Annotated in this window: 21 protein-coding genes; 6 read left to right on the top strand and 15 right to left on the bottom strand. The window is 62.8% G+C overall.

Features of this window, described 5'->3' with window-relative positions; translation table 11 throughout:
- Positions 1-15: 15 nt before the first annotated feature.
- From thrC to xerD, 4 genes are all read right to left on the bottom strand, one after another.
- Positions 16-1425, bottom strand: coding sequence for a threonine synthase (gene thrC / locus ACF8R4_RS14745; RefSeq protein ID WP_060497389.1), 1410 nt, complete (start codon positions 1423-1425; stop codon positions 16-18).
- Between the two features lie 55 nt (positions 1426-1480).
- On the bottom strand, positions 1481-2785 hold the full coding sequence (locus tag ACF8R4_RS14740; RefSeq protein WP_016712995.1) for a homoserine dehydrogenase: 1305 nt from the start codon (positions 2783-2785) through the stop codon (positions 1481-1483).
- Positions 2786-2868: 83 nt separating this feature from the next.
- Positions 2869-3612: a thioredoxin fold domain-containing protein gene (locus ACF8R4_RS14735; protein WP_392492796.1), complete on the bottom strand. Its 744-nt coding sequence runs from the start codon at positions 3610-3612 to the stop codon at positions 2869-2871.
- 153 nt (positions 3613-3765) lie between these two features.
- Positions 3766-4662: a site-specific tyrosine recombinase XerD gene (xerD, locus tag ACF8R4_RS14730; RefSeq protein WP_060497391.1), complete on the bottom strand. Its 897-nt coding sequence runs from the start codon at positions 4660-4662 to the stop codon at positions 3766-3768.
- Between the two features lie 68 nt (positions 4663-4730).
- Between xerD and ACF8R4_RS14725 the strand changes: the two genes are divergently transcribed.
- The gene (locus tag ACF8R4_RS14725) at positions 4731-6536 is read left to right on the top strand and encodes a cation:proton antiporter (protein WP_392492793.1); all 1806 of its coding nucleotides are present in this window, start codon (positions 4731-4733) and stop codon (positions 6534-6536) included.
- Between the two features lie 3 nt (positions 6537-6539).
- On the opposite strand, the gene ACF8R4_RS14720 is transcribed toward ACF8R4_RS14725, so the two are convergent.
- The 6 genes from ACF8R4_RS14720 to ffh form a co-directional block, all read right to left on the bottom strand.
- Positions 6540-6947 carry an acyl-CoA thioesterase gene (locus tag ACF8R4_RS14720; RefSeq protein ID WP_010952562.1) on the bottom strand — a complete coding sequence of 136 codons (408 nt, stop codon included), beginning with the start codon at positions 6945-6947 and terminating at the stop codon, positions 6540-6542.
- 95 nt (positions 6948-7042) lie between these two features.
- Positions 7043-7393, bottom strand: a complete 351-nt coding sequence (gene rplS, locus ACF8R4_RS14715) for a 50S ribosomal protein L19 (RefSeq protein ID WP_003252148.1) — start codon at positions 7391-7393, stop codon at positions 7043-7045.
- A 42-nt stretch (positions 7394-7435) separates the two neighbouring features.
- Positions 7436-8188 carry a tRNA (guanosine(37)-N1)-methyltransferase TrmD gene (gene trmD / locus ACF8R4_RS14710; RefSeq protein ID WP_008094486.1) on the bottom strand — a complete coding sequence of 251 codons (753 nt, stop codon included), beginning with the start codon at positions 8186-8188 and terminating at the stop codon, positions 7436-7438.
- 3 nt (positions 8189-8191) lie between these two features.
- Positions 8192-8728, bottom strand: coding sequence for a ribosome maturation factor RimM (gene rimM, locus ACF8R4_RS14705; protein ID WP_060497393.1), 537 nt, complete (start codon positions 8726-8728; stop codon positions 8192-8194).
- Positions 8729-8733: 5 nt separating this feature from the next.
- Positions 8734-8985, bottom strand: a complete 252-nt coding sequence (gene rpsP / locus ACF8R4_RS14700; RefSeq protein WP_008094480.1) for a 30S ribosomal protein S16 — start codon at positions 8983-8985, stop codon at positions 8734-8736.
- Positions 8986-9232: 247 nt separating this feature from the next.
- Positions 9233-10609: a signal recognition particle protein gene (ffh, locus tag ACF8R4_RS14695; protein ID WP_012270758.1), complete on the bottom strand. Its 1377-nt coding sequence runs from the start codon at positions 10607-10609 to the stop codon at positions 9233-9235.
- Between the two features lie 313 nt (positions 10610-10922).
- Here ffh and ACF8R4_RS14690 point away from each other — a divergent pair, with 313 nt between their 5' ends.
- The 3 genes from ACF8R4_RS14690 (at position 10923) to ACF8R4_RS14680 (ending at position 14524) form a co-directional block, all read left to right on the top strand.
- Positions 10923-11732, top strand: coding sequence for an inner membrane protein YpjD (locus ACF8R4_RS14690; RefSeq protein ID WP_060497395.1), 810 nt, complete (start codon positions 10923-10925; stop codon positions 11730-11732).
- A gap of 9 nt (positions 11733-11741) precedes the next feature.
- Complete coding sequence (locus tag ACF8R4_RS14685; RefSeq protein ID WP_392492790.1) at positions 11742-12947, top strand: transporter associated domain-containing protein; 1206 nt, start codon at positions 11742-11744, stop codon at positions 12945-12947.
- A gap of 275 nt (positions 12948-13222) precedes the next feature.
- Positions 13223-14524, top strand: a complete 1302-nt coding sequence (locus ACF8R4_RS14680; protein WP_392492788.1) for an MFS transporter — start codon at positions 13223-13225, stop codon at positions 14522-14524.
- A gap of 39 nt (positions 14525-14563) precedes the next feature.
- Here ACF8R4_RS14680 and purT read toward each other — a convergent pair whose 3' ends face one another.
- The 5 genes from purT to ACF8R4_RS14655 all read right to left on the bottom strand — a co-directional run bounded on the left by purT (position 14564) and on the right by ACF8R4_RS14655 (position 17742).
- On the bottom strand, positions 14564-15745 hold the full coding sequence (purT, locus tag ACF8R4_RS14675; protein WP_104834070.1) for a formate-dependent phosphoribosylglycinamide formyltransferase: 1182 nt from the start codon (positions 15743-15745) through the stop codon (positions 14564-14566).
- Positions 15746-15821: 76 nt separating this feature from the next.
- Positions 15822-16289 (bottom strand): VUT family protein, encoded by a 468-nt coding sequence (locus ACF8R4_RS14670; RefSeq protein WP_060497399.1) that lies wholly within the window; start codon positions 16287-16289, stop codon positions 15822-15824.
- A 97-nt stretch (positions 16290-16386) separates the two neighbouring features.
- The gene (locus ACF8R4_RS14665) at positions 16387-16584 is read right to left on the bottom strand and encodes a DUF1289 domain-containing protein (RefSeq protein WP_060497400.1); all 198 of its coding nucleotides are present in this window, start codon (positions 16582-16584) and stop codon (positions 16387-16389) included.
- Positions 16574-17098, bottom strand: coding sequence for a gamma carbonic anhydrase family protein (locus tag ACF8R4_RS14660; protein ID WP_060497401.1), 525 nt, complete (start codon positions 17096-17098; stop codon positions 16574-16576). The genes ACF8R4_RS14665 and ACF8R4_RS14660 overlap by 11 nt, the downstream gene beginning before the upstream one ends.
- A gap of 44 nt (positions 17099-17142) precedes the next feature.
- Positions 17143-17742 carry a CoA pyrophosphatase gene (locus ACF8R4_RS14655; protein WP_060497402.1) on the bottom strand — a complete coding sequence of 200 codons (600 nt, stop codon included), beginning with the start codon at positions 17740-17742 and terminating at the stop codon, positions 17143-17145.
- Between the two features lie 123 nt (positions 17743-17865).
- Here ACF8R4_RS14655 and ACF8R4_RS14650 point away from each other — a divergent pair, with 123 nt between their 5' ends.
- A complete protein-coding gene (locus ACF8R4_RS14650; protein WP_104834069.1) occupies positions 17866-18423 on the top strand; it encodes an NUDIX hydrolase in 558 nt (185 codons plus the stop codon).
- A gap of 25 nt (positions 18424-18448) precedes the next feature.
- Positions 18449-19003, top strand: a complete 555-nt coding sequence (locus ACF8R4_RS14645) for a murein L,D-transpeptidase family protein (protein ID WP_104834068.1) — start codon at positions 18449-18451, stop codon at positions 19001-19003.
- Positions 19004-19030 lie beyond the last annotated feature (27 nt).

Below are 19030 nucleotides of genomic sequence, written 5' to 3'. Positions count from 1 at the left end.
CAGAAAGAAACACGATTACAGCGGTTTGCCGCGGTTGCCGTGCTGGCTGACAAAGCTCTGAACAGCTTTCAGGTCATTGGCCAGTACCGTGCAACGCTCTTCACGGCTGAACAGATCGCTGAGGTGTGCCGGCAGCTCCAGCGCCTTGCCAACACCTGCCTTCTCCACCGCTTCCGGGAACTTGACCGGGTGGGCGGTACCCAGCACCACCATCGGCGTGGCCAGGCTGCGACGGCACTCGCGCGCGGCTTTGACGCCGATTGCGGTATGCGGGTCGAGCACTTCACCCGTGGCGGCGAACACCTCGGCAATAGTCTCGCAGGTTTGCTCGTCGCTGACGGCCAGCGAGTCGAACAGCTTGCGCGCTTCGGTCCAGCGGTCTTGCTCGACGCTGAAACCACCGCCCTGCTTGAAGTTGGCCATCAGTTCGGCGATGGCGCCACCGTTGCGGCCGTGCAGGTCGAACAACAGGCGTTCGAAGTTGGACGAAACCATGATGTCCATCGACGGCGACAGGGTCGCGTGCAGGGTTTCCTTCACATACTGGTTGCCGCTCATGAAGCGGTGCAGGATGTCGTTGCGGTTGGTGGCGACGATCAGCTGGCTGACCGGCAGGCCCATGTTGCGCGCCAGGTAACCGGCGAAGATGTCGCCAAAGTTGCCGGTAGGGACCGAGAACGCGATCGAACGCGCCGGGCCACCCAACTGCAGGGCTGCATGGAAGTAGTAGACGATCTGGGCCATGATCCGCGCCCAGTTGATCGAGTTGACCGCTACCAGGCGGGTGCCCTTGAGGAACGACTGGTCAGCGAAGCTGGCCTTGACCATTTCCTGGCAGTCGTCGAAGTTACCTTCGATGGCGATGTTGTGGATGTTGTCGCCGAAGAGGGTGGTCATCTGGCGGCGCTGCACTTCCGACACGCGCTGGTGCGGGTGCAGGATGAAGATGTCGACGTTGTCGCAACGGCGGCAGCCTTCGATGGCGGCGGAACCGGTGTCACCGCTGGTGGCGCCGATGATCACCACGCGCTCGTTGCGCTTGGCCAGCACGTGGTCGAGCAGGCGGCCGAGCAGCTGCAGGGCGAAGTCCTTGAACGCCAGGGTCGGGCCGTGGAACAGCTCCAGCACCCACTCGTTGCTGTTCAGCTGACGCAGCGGGGCGACTGCGGCGTGGGCGAACTCGCCGTAGGTTTCTTCAAGGATCTTCTTGAAATCGGCGTCGGCGATGCTGCCTTCGACGAACGGACGCATCACACGGAAGGCCAGTTCGTGGTACGGCAGGCCGGCCCACGAGGCGATTTCTTCCTGGGTGAAGCGTGGCAGGTTCTCGGGTACGTACAGGCCGCCGTCACTGGCAAGGCCAGCCAGCAGCACGTCTTCGAAATTCAGGGCCGGTGCCTGGCCGCGGGTACTGATATAGCGCATGGGTGCAAACCTTCGATGCTAAGGCCCGGGCCGCGCCAGCGGCCCGAGAACACAATTAATTGAGCTGTTCGACGCGGATGCGCACGACCTTGCCGACCACGTCCTGCAGGGCTTCCAGGGCGACGATGGCATCGTTGATACGCTGCTCGACCACGCCGTGGGTCAGCAGGATCATCGGTACCAGGCCGTCCTGCTCTTCGGCCTCCTTCTGCATGATCGACTCGATGTTGATGCCACGCTCCGACAGGATACTGGCCACCTGGGCCAGTACGCCCGGGTGATCCTTGGCCTGGATGCGCAGGTAGTAGGCGCTTTCGCAGGCTTCGATCGGCAGGATCGGGTGGGCCGACAGCGCGTCTGGCTGGAAGGCCAGGTGCGGCACGCGGTTTTCCGGGTCGGAGGTCATGGCACGCACCACATCCACCAGGTCACCGACCACCGACGAAGCGGTAGGCTCCATGCCGGCGCCCGCGCCGTAGTACAGGGTGGAACCGGCGGCGTCACCGTTGACCATCACGGCGTTCATCACGCCGTTGACGTTGGCGATCAGGCGGTCAGCCGGGATCAGCGTGGGGTGTACGCGCAGCTCGATGCCTTCTGCAGTCCGACGCGCCACACCCAGGTGCTTGATGCGGTAGCCCAGGGCCTCGGCATAGTTCACGTCAGCGGTGGTCAGCTGGGTGATGCCTTCGGTGTAGGCCTTGTCGAACTGCAACGGGATGCCGAAGGCGATGGACGCCAGGATGGTCAGCTTGTGCGCGGCGTCGATACCCTCGACGTCGAAGGTCGGGTCGGCTTCGGCGTAACCCAGCGCCTGGGCTTCGGCCAGCACGTCCGGGAAGGCGCGGCCCTTCTCGCGCATTTCGGTGAGGATGAAGTTGCCGGTGCCGTTGATGATACCGGCCAGCCAGTTGATGCGGTTGGCCGACAGGCCCTCGCGGATGGCCTTGATCACCGGGATGCCGCCAGCCACGGCCGCTTCGAAGGCGACGATGACGCCCTTCTCGCGGGCCTTGGCGAAGATTTCGTTGCCGTGCACGGCAATCAGCGCCTTGTTGGCGGTGACCACGTGCTTGCCGTTTTCAATGGCCTTGAGTACCAGGTCGCGGGCGATGGTGTAGCCACCGATCAGCTCGATGACAATGTCGATCTCCGGGTTGCTCGCAACTTCGAACACGTCAGCGGTAATGGGGGTACCGGTAATCTGGCAGTTCGGGTTCTGCGAGCGCATGGCGATCTGTGCCACTTCAATACCGCGCCCGGCACGGCGGGCAATCTCCTCGGCGTTGCGCTGAAGTACATTGAAGGTTCCGCCACCGACGGTCCCCAACCCACAGATGCCTACTTTGACCGGTTTCACTGTGAACTCCCCATTGAACGGCCAGCACGTTTGCCGACCGTGAAACATGCCGTCACCCCATGACGACGGCGTACTGAATTGGATTACTTGGCCAGTGCCAGCTTGGCGACCTGCGGTGCCGGCTGGTAGCCCGGAATGACCTGGCCGCTTTCAAGCACGATGGCCGGCGTGCCGTTGACGCCGATCGACTGGCCCAGCTGGAACTGCTTGCTGACCGGGTTGGTGCACTTGGCAGCCTTGATTTCTTCGCCTTCGACCATCTTGTCCATCGCCCCACGGCGGTCGCTGGAGCACCACACCGCCTGCAACTGCTGGTCACCCGGCGAGCCGAGGCCCTGACGCGGGAAGGCGACGTAGCGCACTTCGATACCGCGACGGTTCAGCTCGGGCACTTCGGCGTGCAGCTTGTGGCAGTACGGGCAGGTGGTGTCCGTGAATACGGTAATGTGCGACTTGGTCTCACCCTTGGCAGGATAAACCACCATCTCGGCGGCTGGAATGCCGTTGATGAGCTTGGCGATGCCTTGGCGCTCGGTTTTTTCGGTGAGGTTGACCGGCTTGCCGTCCTGGATCTGGAACAGGTAGCCCTGCATCACGAACTGGCCGTCGGCGCTGGCGTACAACACGCGGCCGCCCTGCAGCTTCACTTCATAAAGGCCGTTGAGCGGGCTGCTGGCCACGCTTTCCACGGGCACTTCCAGCTCAAGGTTCTGCAACGATTTACGGATGGCCTGCTCGGCAACGGCACTGCTATCGGTTGCCGCAGCTACGGCAAACGTACTGGCCAGCGCCAACGCGGCGGCGGCGAAAAACTGGGTCACGCGCATGGGAACTCCTGAAGGCGGACAGGGACCGGAGGGCGCCACCTGCGGAAAAAACGCGGTGGCCGTGCGGCCCTTGGTGCAAACCGCCCAAGCCTACCACATCACACCGTCGGTGAAGGGCCTTGCAAGGACCAGTCGGCGGAACATGAAAAACATTCATCCACGCGGGTGGTGCTGGGCGTGCAACTGCTGCAGACGGGCCTTGGCGACGTGGGTGTAGATCTGCGTGGTGGACAGGTCGCTATGGCCAAGCAGCATCTGCACCACGCGCAAGTCGGCGCCATGGTTGAGCAGGTGGGTGGCGAAGGCGTGACGCAGGGTATGCGGCGACAGCGGCTTGTCGATGCCGGCAACACGGGCGTGATGCTTGATGCGGTGCCAGAAGGTCTGCCGGGTCATCTGCTCGCCACGCAGGCTGGGGAACAGCACGTCGCTGGGGCGGCCATTGAGCAGTTCGGCGCGACCGTCACGTTGATAGCGCTCCAGCCACACGACCGCTTCTTCCCCCATCGGCACCAGGCGTTCCTTGCTGCCCTTGCCCATCACACGCAGTACACCCTGGCGCAGATTGACCTGATCGAGGGTCAGGCTGACCAGTTCGGTCACGCGCAGGCCGCAGGCATACAGCACTTCAAGCATGGCGCGGTCGCGCTGGCCAATGGCTTCGCCCAGGTCCGGAGCTTGCAGCAAAGCCTCGACGTCGGCTTCGGAGAGCGACTTGGGCAGCGGCTTGCCCAGCTGCGGCATCTCGACCTGCAGGGTCGGGTCGATGGCCACCAGTTTTTCCCGCAGCAGGTAGCGGAAGAAGCCGCGCAGGCCGGAAAGGAAGCGTGCCGTGGAGCGTGGTTTGTAGCCCTGGTCGAGGCGCCAGGCCAGGTGGTCGAGGATCAGGTCACGGCCGGCATCAGGCAAGGAAACCGAGTGCGCCTGCAGCCAGCCGTTGAACAGGGCCAGGTCGCTGCGGTAGGACACGCGGGTATTGTCGGACAGGCCTTTTTCGAGCCACAGGGCGTCAAGAAACTGGTCGATCAGGGGATGGTCGAGGGCGGACATGAAAACTCGGTGGCAAACGGCGGATTGATGCTTAGTCTTTCATAACAGCGCAAGCATAGGGAGCCCACATGAGCGAAGAGCAGATACTACTTAGCGTCGGCGGCATCGGCGCCGCTGCACTGGCCTGCCAGTGGCTGGCCTGGCGCCTGAAGCTACCGGCGATTCTGTTTCTGCTGCTGACCGGGATCATTGCCGGCCCGGCACTGGGCTGGCTCGACCCCGAGGCGTTGTTCGGCCGACTGCTGATGCCGCTGGTGTCGCTGGCAGTGGCGCTGATCCTGTTCGAAGGCAGCCTCACCCTGCACCTGTCGCAGTGGCGTGAAATCGGCAGCGTGGTGCATCGCCTGGTCACCGTGGGCGCGCTGGTCACCTGGCTGGTCATCGCCCTGGCGACCCACTGGCTGCTGGGGTTCGACTGGCCGCTGGCGATTCTGTTCGGCACCTTGACCCTTGTGACTGGCCCCACTGTGATCGTGCCGATGCTGCGCGTGGTGCGGCCAAAGTCGACCATCGCCAACATCCTGCGCTGGGAAGGGATCATGATCGACCCCATCGGTGCGCTGCTGGCCGTGGTGGTGTACAGCTTCATCATCGCCAGTGCAGACGGCAATGGCCTGTTCCAGAGCCTCACTACCTTTGCGGGGGTCATTTTCTGCGGTACCGCCCTGGGTGCAGCCGGGGGTTGGCTGCTGGGGCAAATCATGCGCGAGCAATGGCTGCCGGAATACCTGCACAACCTCGCATCCCTGGCGGCGGTGCTGGGTATTTTCATCGCCGCCAACCAGATCGTGCACGAGTCCGGGTTACTGGCAGTGACCGTGATGGGCATGTGGCTGGCCAACATGCGCGGGGTGGATGTGCGGCAGATCCTGCACTTCAAGGAGAACCTCAGCGTACTGCTGATTTCCGGCCTGTTCATCCTGCTGGCTGCGCGCCTTGACCTGCATGCCCTGCTGGGCCTCGGCCCGGCGGTACTGGCGTTGTTGCTGGTGATCCAGCTGCTGGCACGCCCGCTGAACGTGTGGCTGGCCACACTGGGCTCGCCGCTCAGTTGGCGGGAACGGGCGCTGCTGGCCTGGATTGCCCCACGCGGCATCGTTGCCGCCGCCGTTTCAGCGATTTTCGCCATCCGCCTTCATCAGGCCGGGCACCCGGACGCCTTGCTGCTGGTGCCGCTGACCTTCGCCGTGATCATCGGCACGGTGGTACTGCAAAGCGCCACGGCCAGGCCGCTGGCACGCCTGCTCAAGGTCGCCGAACCGGCGCCCAGTGGTTTTCTGGTGGTCGGTGCCAGCGAGCCGGCCCGGGCCATCGCCAAAGCCCTGCAGCAATTGGGTTGTCGGGTTTTGCTGACAGACTCCAGCTGGGAAAACATTCGCGCCGCGCGCATGGACGGGCTACCGACCTACTTTGGCAACCCCGCCTCGCAACATGCCGACGCGCACCTGGATCTGGTCGGCCTCGGGCACTTGCTGGGGCTGTCTCCCGCTGGCGAAATCAACGCCCTGGCCTGCGCAAGGTTCCGCCATGACTTCGGTAACGGCCGGCTGTTCGTGCTGGCCAGCGGCCTGGAGAAGCAACGCAGCGACAAGCACCGAGCTGCCGAAGAGCATCGGGGGCATCTCCTGGGGGCCAGCCCGATGACCTATCTGCAACTGGCCACCCGCCTGCATCAGGGCGCCGAACTGTACAGTACCAACCTGACCGAAGGCTTTGACTGGGATGCCTACCAGGCTCTGCATGGCGAGCGTGCACACTTGCTGTTCGCGCGCGACGGGCAGGGCTGGGTGCATGTCGCCAGCCCCGACGACCCGCTACAGCCACAACCGGGCTGGACCCTGGTGGCGTTGATCGAGCCAGCCCCGAAGCCCTGACACTCAAGCGCCCGGGAGCACCGGCACCGGGCGCTTGTCCTCGTCAATGGCGACAAAGCTGAACACACCGTGAATGGCCCGTTCGCGGCCGTCCAGGTACATGTTCTCGACAAACACGTCCACCTGCACCTGCAAGCTGGTATTACCCACTTTGATCACCGTGCCCACCAGTTCGACGATCGAGCCCGCCGGAATCGGGTGCTTGAAGTCGATGCGATCGGTGGACACGGTCACCAGCGGCAGGCGGCAAAAGCGCGTGGCGGCGATGAACGACACTTCGTCCATCCAGGCCAGGGCGGTGCCGCCGAACAGGGTGTTGTGGTGGTTGGTGGTGTTGGGGAACACCGCCTTGGTCACGCGAGTCACCGACAGCTCGGTACGGCGCTGGATTTCCTGGTCTCGGGTAGTCATGGCATTCACATCTTTGAACGGTTCAAAACGCAAAAAAGCAGCCCGAAGGCTGCTTTTTTCTCGCTAGGCGGCCTCGGCCACCGGGCAAACTGCACTCAGGACAGTTTTTCCTTGATGCGAGCGGCTTTGCCGGACAGGTCGCGCAGGTAGTACAGCTTGGCTTTACGCACGTCACCACGACGTTTCACGGCCAGGCTGTCGATTTGCGGGCTGTAGGTCTGGAAGGTACGCTCTACGCCAACGCCGCTGGAGATCTTGCGCACGGTGAAGGCGCTGTTCAGACCGCGGTTACGCTTGGCGATAACAACGCCTTCGAACGCCTGCAGACGGGAACGCTCACCTTCCTTCACTTTAACCTGAACGACAACGGTGTCGCCTGGTGCGAAGGTCGGGATTTCCTTGCTCATCTGCTCGGCTTCGAGCTGCTGGATGATCTTGTTGGTCATGCTGTGCTCCTAAGATGGATACGCGATCCACCATCGATACGTTTAACTATCGTCCCGCTCGCGGAGGTATTCCTCGAGCAGCTTCTTCTCTTCTCCAGAAAGCGAGCGACTTTCCAGAAGATCGGCGCGTCGTTCGAAGGTCCTACCAAGGGACTGCTTCATCCTCCAACGCCGGATATGTGCATGGTTGCCACTTAGCAACACGTCGGGAACACGCTGATCCGCATACACCTCAGGTCGGGTGTAGTGCGGGCAATCCAGCAGACCGTCGGTGAAGGAATCTTCTTCCGCCGAGTCCACATGCCCTAAAGCTCCGGGCAGCAGCCGTGTAACCGCATCGATCAGTACCATGGCCGGCAGCTCGCCACCGGAAAGCACATAGTCCCCAATCGACCACTCCTCATCGACATGAGCCTCGATAAAGCGCTCGTCGATGCCTTCATAACGACCGGCGATCAGGATCAACGATTCCTGTTCGGCCAGGCCTTTGACCGCCTGCTGAGTCAGCTTGCGGCCTTGTGGCGAAAGGTAGATCACCTTTGCCGATGCTCCAGTCGCTTGCCTGGCGCTAACCAGGGCGTCTTCCAGAGGCTTGATTTTCATCACCATGCCCGGACCACCGCCAAACGGCCGATCATCTACCGTATGGTGACGATCTGTGGTGTAGTCCCGCGGGTTCCAGCAAGTCACCTGAAGCAACCCCTGTTTCACCGCGCGGCTGGTAATGCCGTACTCCGTGATGGCCGAGAACATCTCGGGGAACAACGTGATGACGTCTACGCGAAGGTTACCCATCGTTTAGAAGTCCGCGTCCCATTCAACCCGCATCACGCCTGCTTCCAGGTCGATGTTGAGCACGCATTGCGCCGTATAGGGCAACAGACGCTCGCGATCATCCAGGCTGCCTGCGCAGGGCTTGACCACCATTACATCGTTCGCACCGGTCTCCAACAGGTGATCGACCTTGCCGAACAGCTGTTCGTCCTGGTTGATGACCTTCAGGCCTTCCAACTGGTACCAGTAGTACTCGTCGGCCGCCAGGTTGGGCAAAAGGCTCCGCGAAATGCAGATTTCATAACCGCTCAGAAGACGGGCTTCATCGCGATCGTCGAGGCCTTTAAGCTTCACGACCAGGCCCTTTTGGGAGCCACGACCGTTGACCAGCTCGACCTGCTTTACCTTGCCTTCGTGCCGAAGCGTCCAGCGCGGATAATCCAACAGGTTTTCAATCGGATCGGTAAAGGAATACACCTTCACCTCGCCGCGAACGCCGTGAACCGAAAAAATCTTGCCGACGACGATGAGGTCATCAGCCTTTTCTGGCGTCGCGTTCATACTGTTCAGGCAGCGGCCTTGGCAGCGTCCTTCAGCAGCTGAGCAACGCGCTCAGACGGCTGTGCGCCCTGGCTCAGCCAGTAGGTGACGCGCTCTTGGTTGACCGACAGCTTGACTTCGGCGCCCGATGCGATCGGGTTGAAGAAGCCAACGCGCTCAACGAAACGGCCGTCACGGGCGTTACGCGAGTTGGTCACGGTCAGGTGGTAGAATGGGCGCTTTTTCGAGCCGCCACGGGCCAGACGAATGGTTACCATGTGAACATCGTTCCTATAGTCGGTGTTGCAGTTTGTACTGCAAATCTGAATGCCAAATAGGCACACGGGTGCCCAAAAGGCCGCATATTCTCGGGGAATACACGGACATTTGCAAATGACTTTTTCGGCAAGGCTTTGCCCCACCGTCCAGATTTGCCGGTTGCGCCGCGAAATTCGCGGCCGTTGCCCCGCCGAGACGGGGGTTCTGGGCGCCTGCCCGATAAACGGCAGGCGCCCGGAATAGGTGTTACAGCTTCGGCATGCCGCCGCCAGGCAGCATACCGCCCAGGCCGCGCATCATCTTGGCCATGCCGCCTTTGGCAGAGAATTTCTTCATCATCTTCTGCATCTGCTTGTGCTGTTTGATCAGCCGGCCGATGTCCTGCACCTGGGTACCGGAACCCAGGGCGATACGGCGCTTGCGCGAACCGCTGATCAGGTCAGGGTCGCGGCGCTCGGCCGGGGTCATGGAGTTGATGATCGCTTCCATCTGCTTGAACTGCTTCTCGGCGGCGCCTTGTGCGTTACCCATCTGCGACAGGTTGACCCCACCGATGCTCGGCAGCTTGTCCATCAGACCGCCAAGGCCGCCCATGTTCTTCATTTGTTGCAACTGGTCACGGAAGTCTTCGAGGTCGAAGCCTTTGCCTTTCTTCAGCTTCTTGGCCAGCTTGTCGGCCTTGGCCTTGTCGATGGTCTGCTCGGCCTGCTCGATCAGGCTGAGCACGTCGCCCATGCCGAGGATGCGCGAAGCGACGCGGTCGGGGTGGAACGGCTCGAGGGCCTCGGTCTTCTCGCCCATACCGATGAACTTGATCGGCTTGCCGGTAATGGCGCGCACCGACAGCGCAGCACCGCCACGGGCATCACCGTCGACCTTGGTCAGCACCACGCCGGTCAGTGGCAGCGCCTCGCCAAACGCCTTGGCGGTGTTGGCGGCGTCCTGGCCGGTCATGGCGTCAACCACGAACAGGGTCTCGATCGGCTTGACCGCAGCGTGCAGCGCCTTGATCTCATCCATCATGTCGGCGTCGATGTGCAGACGGCCGGCGGTGTCGACGATGACCACGTCGATGAATTTCAGCTTGGCTTCGCGGATAGCCGCTTCGGCAATGGCCACCGGCTTCTGGCTGATGTCGGACGGGAAGAAGGTGACGCCGATGTCGTTGGCCAGGGTTTCCAGCTGCTTGATCGCCGCCGGGCGGTAAACGTCGGCGGACACCACCATCACGCTCTTTTTCTTGCGCTCTTTAAGGAAGCGCGCCAGCTTGCCGGCGGTGGTGGTCTTACCGGCGCCCTGCAGGCCGGCCATGAGCACGACGGCTGGCGGGGCGGCGTTCAGCGCGAGGTCTTCGTTGGCCGCGCCCATCAGGCTTTCCAGCTCGGCCTGGACGATCTTCACGAACGCCTGGCCCGGGGTGAGGCTGCGCGACACTTCGGTGCCGACCGCACGCTCCTTGACGCTGTTGACGAAATCCTTGACCACCGGCAGGGCAACGTCGGCCTCGAGCAGGGCCATGCGCACTTCGCGCAGCGTGTCCTTGATGTTGTCTTCGGTCAGCTTGGCCTTGCCGGTGACATGGCGCAGCGTCTGTGACAGGCGGTCGGTCAGGTTTTCGAACATGGTGATCCTTTCAGGCCCAGTAAAAGCCGAGGTTTGTCAGGCGCCCTGGGGGAAATACACACCCGCCGGGCACAGCAAGGCGGCGATTATAGCGAAGTGCGGCGGCGGCGCACACCTTGGGAGATGGTCGGTGGCAATACAGGCCTCTTCGCGGGCTCGCCCGCTCCCACAGGATCTTCACCACTTTCGGAGCCTGTGCAGGAGCTGTGGGAGCGGGCGTGCCCGCGAATGCCCTGACACAAGCCTTCAGTCTTCCTAGAGCAGCGGAATCTATGCCAAACTCCGTCTCTTTAAGGCTCGCCAACCAGGACTTATGGTCTCCTCACCCAGCCTCATCCCCAACCTGATCGCCGCCGGCCTCTATATAGCCGCAGCCATCTACCAGGGCACGCACCTTGCCCAGGGCCGCAAGGCCGACAAGCGTCTGCCTGGCCTGCTGGGTGCCTTCGCGGTGCTGGCCCAGGCCGGTGCACTGTTCTTCCAGCTGATCACCCCGCTGGGCCTGAGCCTGGACTTCTTCAGTGCCGCCAGCCTGATCGCCGTAGCCGTCATTGCCCTGACCCTGCTGGCCTGCCTGCGCATCCCGGTGGAAAACCTGCTGGTGCTGCTGTTCCCGCTGGGTGCGGTAACCGCGCTGCTGGCCCAGTTCGCGCCACCCGGCACGGTGCCGCTGATCAACGAAGAACCTGGCATCCTCGCGCACATCCTGCTGTCGATCCTGGCCTACGGGCTGTTCACCATCGCAGTGTTCCAGTCGCTGCTGTTGCTGCTGCAGGACCGCCAGCTGAAGAACAAGCACCCGTCCGGGCTGATCCGCAACTTCCCGCCCCTGCAAACCATGGAAAGCCTGCTGTTCGGCTTCCTCTGGGCCGGCTGGTGCCTGTTGTCGCTGTCGCTGATCTCTGGCTGGCTGTTCCTCGACAACCTGTTCGCCCAGCACCTGGTGCACAAGACCTTGCTGGCCTGTGTCGCCTGGGTGGTGTTCAGCGTACTGCTGTGGGGCCGCACCCGCCTCGGCTGGCGTGGCCACAAGGCTATCCGCTGGACGCTGGCCGGTTTCTGCCTGCTGATGCTGGCCTACTTCGGCAGCAAGCTGGTTCGCGAATTCATCCTGCATATCTGACGGCCGCCCATGGACACCCTGCCGTACGCACCGCTATTCGGCACCCTCGCACTGGCCCTGTTGTGGTCAGCACTGTTCACTGCCGTGGATGCCGCCCGCCTGCAGCTCAATGGCTCGCTGCGCACCCACGAAGACGGCACGCTCGCCCTGCCGGCCCAGGCCCTGGTGCTGTGCGCCAGCCTCGGCAAGCTGCTGGTACTAGGCCTGGCCTGCCTGCTGGGCCAGCGTCATAGCGGCGAGCACGGCTTCTGGCTGGCGGGTTTGGCCGCTACCTTCACCTTGCTGGTTTTTGCCGAGTACCTGCCACGGCGCCTGGCCCGGCGCAACCCACAGGCGTTCGTCAGCCTGGGTGCCAGCCTGCTGAAAGTGCCCCTCGCCCTGCTGCAGCCGCTGGCCTGCCTGCTGGACGGCTTCGCCAAACTGCTGCTGCGCCCGTTCCGCGTGCAACCAACCGCTGTGGCCCTGCACCCGCAGGAAGCCGATGAATTCGACGAAGACGAAGAACACGAAACACCTCGCCACGGGCTGCTCGACGGCCTGCAATCGCTGGACAAGATCACCGTCAATGACATCCTGGTGCCGCGCAATGAAGTGGACGGCATCAACCTCGACGAGCCGATCGAGCGCATCATCGAGCAGCTGATCGTCAGCCGCCACACCCGCCTGCCGGTCTACCACAACGACATCAACCAGGTTGAGGCGATCCTCAACACCAAACTGATCAGCCACCTGCTACCCAAGGCCGAACTGACCCTTGAGGCGCTGCACAGCGCCTGCTACGAACCCTATTTCGTGCCGGAAAGCACGCCGCTGCAAATGCAGCTGCTGAACTTTCACAAGCAACAGCGCCGGCTGGGCGTGGTGGTGGATGAGTACGGCGAGGTGCTGGGCATTGTCACCCTGGAAGACATCCTCGAAGAGATCGTCGGCGAGTTCGAGGACGAGCAAAGCCTGGACAACCCCCATGTACACCCGCAGCCCGATGGCACGTTCGTCATCGATGGCACTGCGTCGCTACGCGAAATCAACCGAACCCTGGGCTGGCACCTGCCCTGCGACGGTGGGCCGAAAACCCTCAACGGGCTGGTGACCGAAGCGCTGGAGAGCATCCCGGAAAGCGCCGTTTGCCTGAAGATCGGCCGCTATCGCCTGGAAATCCTCGAAACAGAGGACAATTGTGCCAGCAAGGTACTGGTGTGGACCGTGACCCGATAGCTATACTCGGGTCACGCTTACCCAGCCCCGCCGTCCCGCCTGCTACCCGCACCCGGCGCTACACGGCCAGTCCGCTCCACTGACACGCCCTGCGGTCCTGCTTCAACACCCCGAACAGAGCCCGCCACGCCCCTATCCCCCTTGGGCTATCGTCAGTCGGGCGCACACAACAACAAAACGCTCCGGCGTCCGCGCATCTATGCCTGCCCTTTTGCATTGCACATCGTCGCGGGCAAAGCCCATGGAGCCGGACCAGACTGTTAGGGACCTACTTAATGACAACCAGCAGCACCTATGCCGAAGCGCCTGCCGCGCCGGTCAACTCGCCGGCACGGGTGGCCACTGCCAGCTTTATCGGCACTGCCATCGAGTTCTACGACTTTTACGTTTACGCCACCGCCGCTGCCCTGGTGATCGGCCCGGTGTTCTTCCCGTCGGGGTCGGGCACTGCGCAGATGCTGGCGGCGTTCCTCACCTTTGGTATTGCCTTCCTTGCCCGCCCATTGGGCTCGGCGCTGTTCGGGCATTTCGGCGACCGCATCGGCCGTAAATCAACCTTGGTCGCCTCGCTGCTGCTGATGGGTGTGTCCACCACGGCCATTGGCGTGCTGCCAGGCTATGACAGCATTGGCGTGTGGGCGCCGATCATCCTCTGCCTGCTGCGCTTTGGCCAAGGCCTGGGCCTGGGCGGTGAATGGGGTGGCGCGGCGCTGCTGGCCACCGAGAACGCCCCGGCAGGCAAACGTGCCTGGTTCGGCATGTTCCCGCAACTTGGGCCGTCGATCGGCTTTTTGGCTGCCAACGGCCTGTTCCTGACCCTGGCCCTGGTGCTCAGCGACGAGCAGTTCCGTGAGTGGGGCTGGCGTGTTCCGTTCCTGCTCAGCGCCGCGCTGGTGCTGGTGGGGCTCTATGTACGCCTGAAGCTTGAAGAAAGCCCGGTATTCGCCAAGGCCGTTGCCCGCCACGAGCGGGTGAAAATGCCGGTGGTCGACCTGTTTTCCAAGTACTGGGTGCCAACCCTGCTGGGCGCTGCGGCCATGGTGGTGTGCTACGCGCTGTTTTACATCTCTACAGTGTTCTCGCTGAGCTATGGCGTGACCACACTGGGCTACAGCCGCGACACGTTCCTTGGCCTGCTGTGCTTCGCGGTGGTGTTCATGGCCTTGGCCACACCGCTGTCGGCCTGGCTCAGCGACCGTTACGGGCGCAAGCCGGTGCTGATCGTCGGTGGCCTGCTGGCGGTGGCTTCGGGCTTTACCATGGAACCGCTGCTGACCTCGGGCTCGACCACCGGTGTGGCGCTGTTCCTGGCCATCGAGCTGTTCCTGATGGGCGTGACCTTTGCGCCGATGGGGGCACTGCTGCCTGAACTGTTCCCGACCCACGTGCGTTATACCGGCGCTTCGGCGGCGTATAACCTGGGCGGGATCGTCGGGGCTTCGGCGGCACCGTTCTTTGCCCAGAAGCTGGTGAACATGGGTGGGTTGAGCTGGGTGGGAGGGTATGTGTCGGCGGCGGCGGTGATCAGCCTGATTGCTGTGCTGTGCCTGAAAGAGACCCGTAACACCGAACTTTGAGAAAGCTGGGGCTGCTTTGCAGCCCCACACGGTCTCAGATCAGAACTCGACCTTGACCGCTTGCGATGCACGGGTCGCCTTGGCGCGCGCCAATTCAACCGATTCATCACGCGCCAGGCACACGCCCATGCGGCGGGTACCGTTGATTTCCGGCTTGCCGAACAGGCGAATGGCGGTATCCGGCTCGCTCAGCGCTGCGCCCAGGTTGGCGAAGCTGGTCTGCTGCGACTGCCCTTCCGGCAGGATGACCGCCGAGGCCGACGGGCCAAACTGGCGCACCACCGGAATCGGCAGGCCGAGAATGGCACGGGCATGCAGGGCGAACTGCGACAGGTCCTGGGAAATCAGGGTGACCAGCCCGGTGTCATGCGGGCGCGGCGACACTTCGCTGAACCACACCTGGTCGCCCTTCACGAACAGTTCCACGCCAAACAGCCCGCGACCGCCCAGGGCATCGGTGACTGCCTTGGCCACGCGCTGCGACTCGGCCAGCGCTTTCGGGCTCATGGCCTGTGGCTGCCACGACTCCTGATAGTCGCCCTTCTCCTGGCGGTGGCCAACCGGCTCCAGGAAGGTGGTACCACCAACGTGGCGTACCGTCAGCAGGGTGATTTCGTATTCGAAGTCGATGAAGCCCTCGACGATCACCCGGCCCTTGCCAGCGCGGCCGCCTTCCTGGGCGTAGTCCCACGCTTTCTGCAAGTCGGCATCGCTGCGCAGCAGGCTCTGGCCCTTGCCCGACGAGCTCATTACTGGCTTGACCACGCACGGGTAGCCGACATCGGCCACGCCCTTGGCGAAGTCTTCATAGGTGTCGGCAAAGTGGTACGGCGACGTCGGCAGGTCCAGCTCTTCAGCGGCCAGGCGGCGGATGCCTTCACGGTTCATGGTCAACTGCGTAGCACGGGCAGTAGGCACCACGTTGAAACCTTCGCTTTCCAGCTCGACCAGGGTGGCGGTGGCGATGGCTTCGATTTCAGGGACGATATAGTGCGGCTTCTCTGCCTCGATCACAGCGCGCAGGGCAACACCATCGAGCATGTTGACCACATGGCTGCGGTGCGCCACCTGCATGGCCGGGGCATCGGCGTAGCGGTCGACGGCGATCACTTCGACGCCCAGGCGCTGCAGCTCGATCACCACTTCCTTGCCCAACTCGCCACAGCCGCACAGCAGTACACGGGTCGCGGTTGGCGACAAAGGGGTTCCGATACGGGTCATTTCAGGTCCTCGAAGGCGTCCGGGGCCGCGCCAGCCTGTGCGCCGCCCGCTGAAAAAGGACCACTATTCTACACCATCAGCCCGCAACGGCGGCGCGCCGGGCGCGAAATGCCATGGCCAGCCACACGGCGGTGACACCGGCAAACTTCGAGGCCATGGCGGTACCGACTATCGCAGGCGTCAGGGCGCCGATCATGCCGAAGAAGATGAAGGTATCCACCGGAATGCTCAGTGCCGAGCTCAGCCACAGGCGGTCGCGCAGCGGCCGGCGGGTGATGCTGAACACCAGCCAGTCGATCAGCTCGGAAATGAAGAACGCGGTGGCGCTGGCCAAGGCGATGGCCGGCTCCGAGGTGACGTAGGACAGCACCAGGGCCACCAGCATGGCCACCAGGGCGCCGTGGCCGAAGCGGGTCTGCACCATGTCGCGCAGGATGAACACCAGACCGCCCCAGGCGGACCAGATGATGTCCAGGTGCGGGGCGCTAGAGAAGGCGTAGTTGATCAGCACTACGCTGCTGATGTAGGCAATCAGATAGAACATGGCGAGTCGTCTGTGGGCAAGCCCTACAGATTACCGCTGGCTTCATCGTGGGTAAACCCGCGAACACCGGCAAGGCCGGTGCTACCAACGCGGTGCATCAGAGAATCAGCCCGGCCTCTACTGCCCTTTCATGGCAAAGCTTGAGCACCGCCCGCCGCTCTTCATTGTCCATCCGCCCCCAGCGGCCAATCTCAGCCACGGTACGCTGGCACCCGGTGCAGATATCCTGCTCGTCCAGCGCACAAATGCTCACGCACGGCGAGGCTACCGGCCGCTCTGCAACATCACTCATCATCAACCACCAGTTCCTGCGCATAACGCCGGGCATTATGCACATAGTGCGCGGCGCTGGCTTCGAGCATGCGCTTCTGCTGCTCGGTCAACTCACGTACCACCTTGCCCGGAGAGCCCATCACCAGCGACCCATCGGGTATTTCCTTGCCCTCGGCGATCAGTGCATTTGCGCCGATGATGCAGTGTTTGCCGATGCGCGCGCCGTTGAGGATCACCGCATTGATACCGACCAGGCTGTAGTCGCCCACCGTGCAGCCATGCAGCATGGCGTTGTGGCCAACGGTCACACCCTTGCCCAAGGTCAGCGGCGAGCCCATGTCGGTGTGCATCACCGTGCCATCCTGCACGTTGCTGCCCTCGCCAATGTCGATCAGCTCGTTATCCCCGCGCAGTACCGCGCCAAACCATACGCTGGCATCGGCCTGCAGGCGCACGCTGCCAATCAGTGTGGCGTTGGGTGCGGCCCAACTGGTGGGGTGGCTCTCGACCCGCAGGTCGCCCAGGCGGTATTTCATGCTTGCTCCTCAGGCTGGAACGCAGACGGCGGGGTTGGCCCCGCTCAGTTTTCGATGTAACGCTCAGGGGGCTGGTGCAGGCTGATGCCGGCATCGAACAACACGTTGACCAGTTCCACGATCATGATCGCCGACAACCCCCAGATCTTGTAGTCGCCATAGCGGTAGCTGGGCACATACCAGCTGCGCCCCTGGTAATCGATACGGTGGGTATGGTCGCGTGGGTCCTGGCGGAAGAATTCCAGCGGCACGGTGAATACTGCCGCGATTTCGGCGTCGTTGGCGCGGTATTCGACGAAGTCGGGAATAACCCCGACGAATGGCGTCACTTTAAGGCCATGCAGCGAAATCAGCGGGCTGAGCGGGCCGATCACTTCCACCAGCCCCGGCGGCAGACCGATTTCTTCTTCGGCTTCACGGAGCGCGGTGAACACCAGGTCGGGGTCTTCCGGGTCGCGACGGCCACCAGGAAAGGCCACTTCGCCACCATGTGTGGACAGGCCCTTGGCGCGCAAGGTAAGGACCAGTTCGGGCGCTTCGCTGCGGGTAATGGGCAAAAGAACCGCCGCTTCAGGGAACCGCCGGTCGGTTTCCAATGATGCGGGTTGGTGGTTGCTCATTCGGCGAAGTAGCTCGTCCAGCATTGCGCACACTCGTATCCAAGGCCTGCCTTGCATGATGCACCAAAGCCGCGAAGCACCCAAGCCCCTGCGCTTGCGGCGGCCTTGCCGACACGCCAAGATAGCCCCAGGCAAAAGGACCTACACATGAAATTCTGCAGCGCGTGCGGCCAGCCAGTCATACAGCGGATCCCCGAAGGCGACAGCCGCCTGCGGTATATCTGCGAGTCTTGCCAGACCATCCACTACCAGAACCCCAACATCGTTGCTGGGGTGTTGCCCACCTGGGGCAGCCAGGTGCTGCTGTGCCGGCGCGCCATCGAGCCACGTCGGAGTTACTGGACGTTGCCCGCCGGCTTCATGGAGAACGGCGAAACCCTAGACCAGGCCGCCCGTCGCGAAACGGTCGAGGAAGCCTGCGCCCGGGTCGGGTCGATGAGCCTGTACCAACTGTTTGATTTGCCGCACATCAACCAGGTGCATGTGTTCTTCCGCGCCGAGCTGGCGGACCTTGCCTTTGATGTGGGTGTCGAAAGCCTGGAAGTGCGCTTGTTCGAAGAACATGAGATACCGTGGGGCGAGCTGGCTTTCCGCACCGTCACGCGCACACTAGAATGCTACTATCGCGACCGCATCGGGCAGCACTATCCCATTGGCCATGAGTACCTGCCGCCGATGAACGTCTCGACCACGACCTCTACATAGAAAAAGCCTTCAGGGATACCGTTACATGCGTTGGTTGCTTGCCCTTTTCTGCCTCTGCGTTACCTCGGTGTCCCAGGCGGCCTTCACCGAGACCATCATCCGCAAGCCCTTACCGGCAGCGCAAACGCCTTCGCCTTCGCAGCAGGCCATGCAACCGCTGATCGACAAGGTGCTGGTGATCAAGTCCGAACGCCGCCTGCAGCTGATCAGCCGTGGCGAGCCGCTGAAAACCTACCGCATTTCCCTGGGCAAGCAGCCCAAGGGCGCCAAAGAGCGCGAAGGCGACAAGAAAACCCCCGAAGGCCTGTACTGGCTGGACTGGCGCAAGCAAAGCGACCGCTTCAACCTGGCCATGCACATCAATTACCCGAACATCAGCGACGCCGCCCGTGCCACCCGCGAAGGGGTGAGTGCCGGCAGCATGATCATGATCCACGGCACGCCTATCAACGACGAATACCCGGAATGGTACTTCCATACCCTGGACTGGACCGATGGCTGCATTGCCATGCGTAACCGTGACATGCAGGAAGTGTGGGACCTGGTGCGGGATGGGACGTTGATCGAGATTCGGCCTTAGCCCTGCAAGCAAGTACCCGCTTCGACA

It is taken from the genome of Pseudomonas sp. FYR_2 (assembly GCF_043106425.1).
Classification (GTDB): Bacteria; Pseudomonadota; Gammaproteobacteria; order Pseudomonadales; family Pseudomonadaceae; genus Aquipseudomonas; species Aquipseudomonas monteilii.
This window is presented reverse-complemented; position numbering and strand designations above follow the sequence as displayed.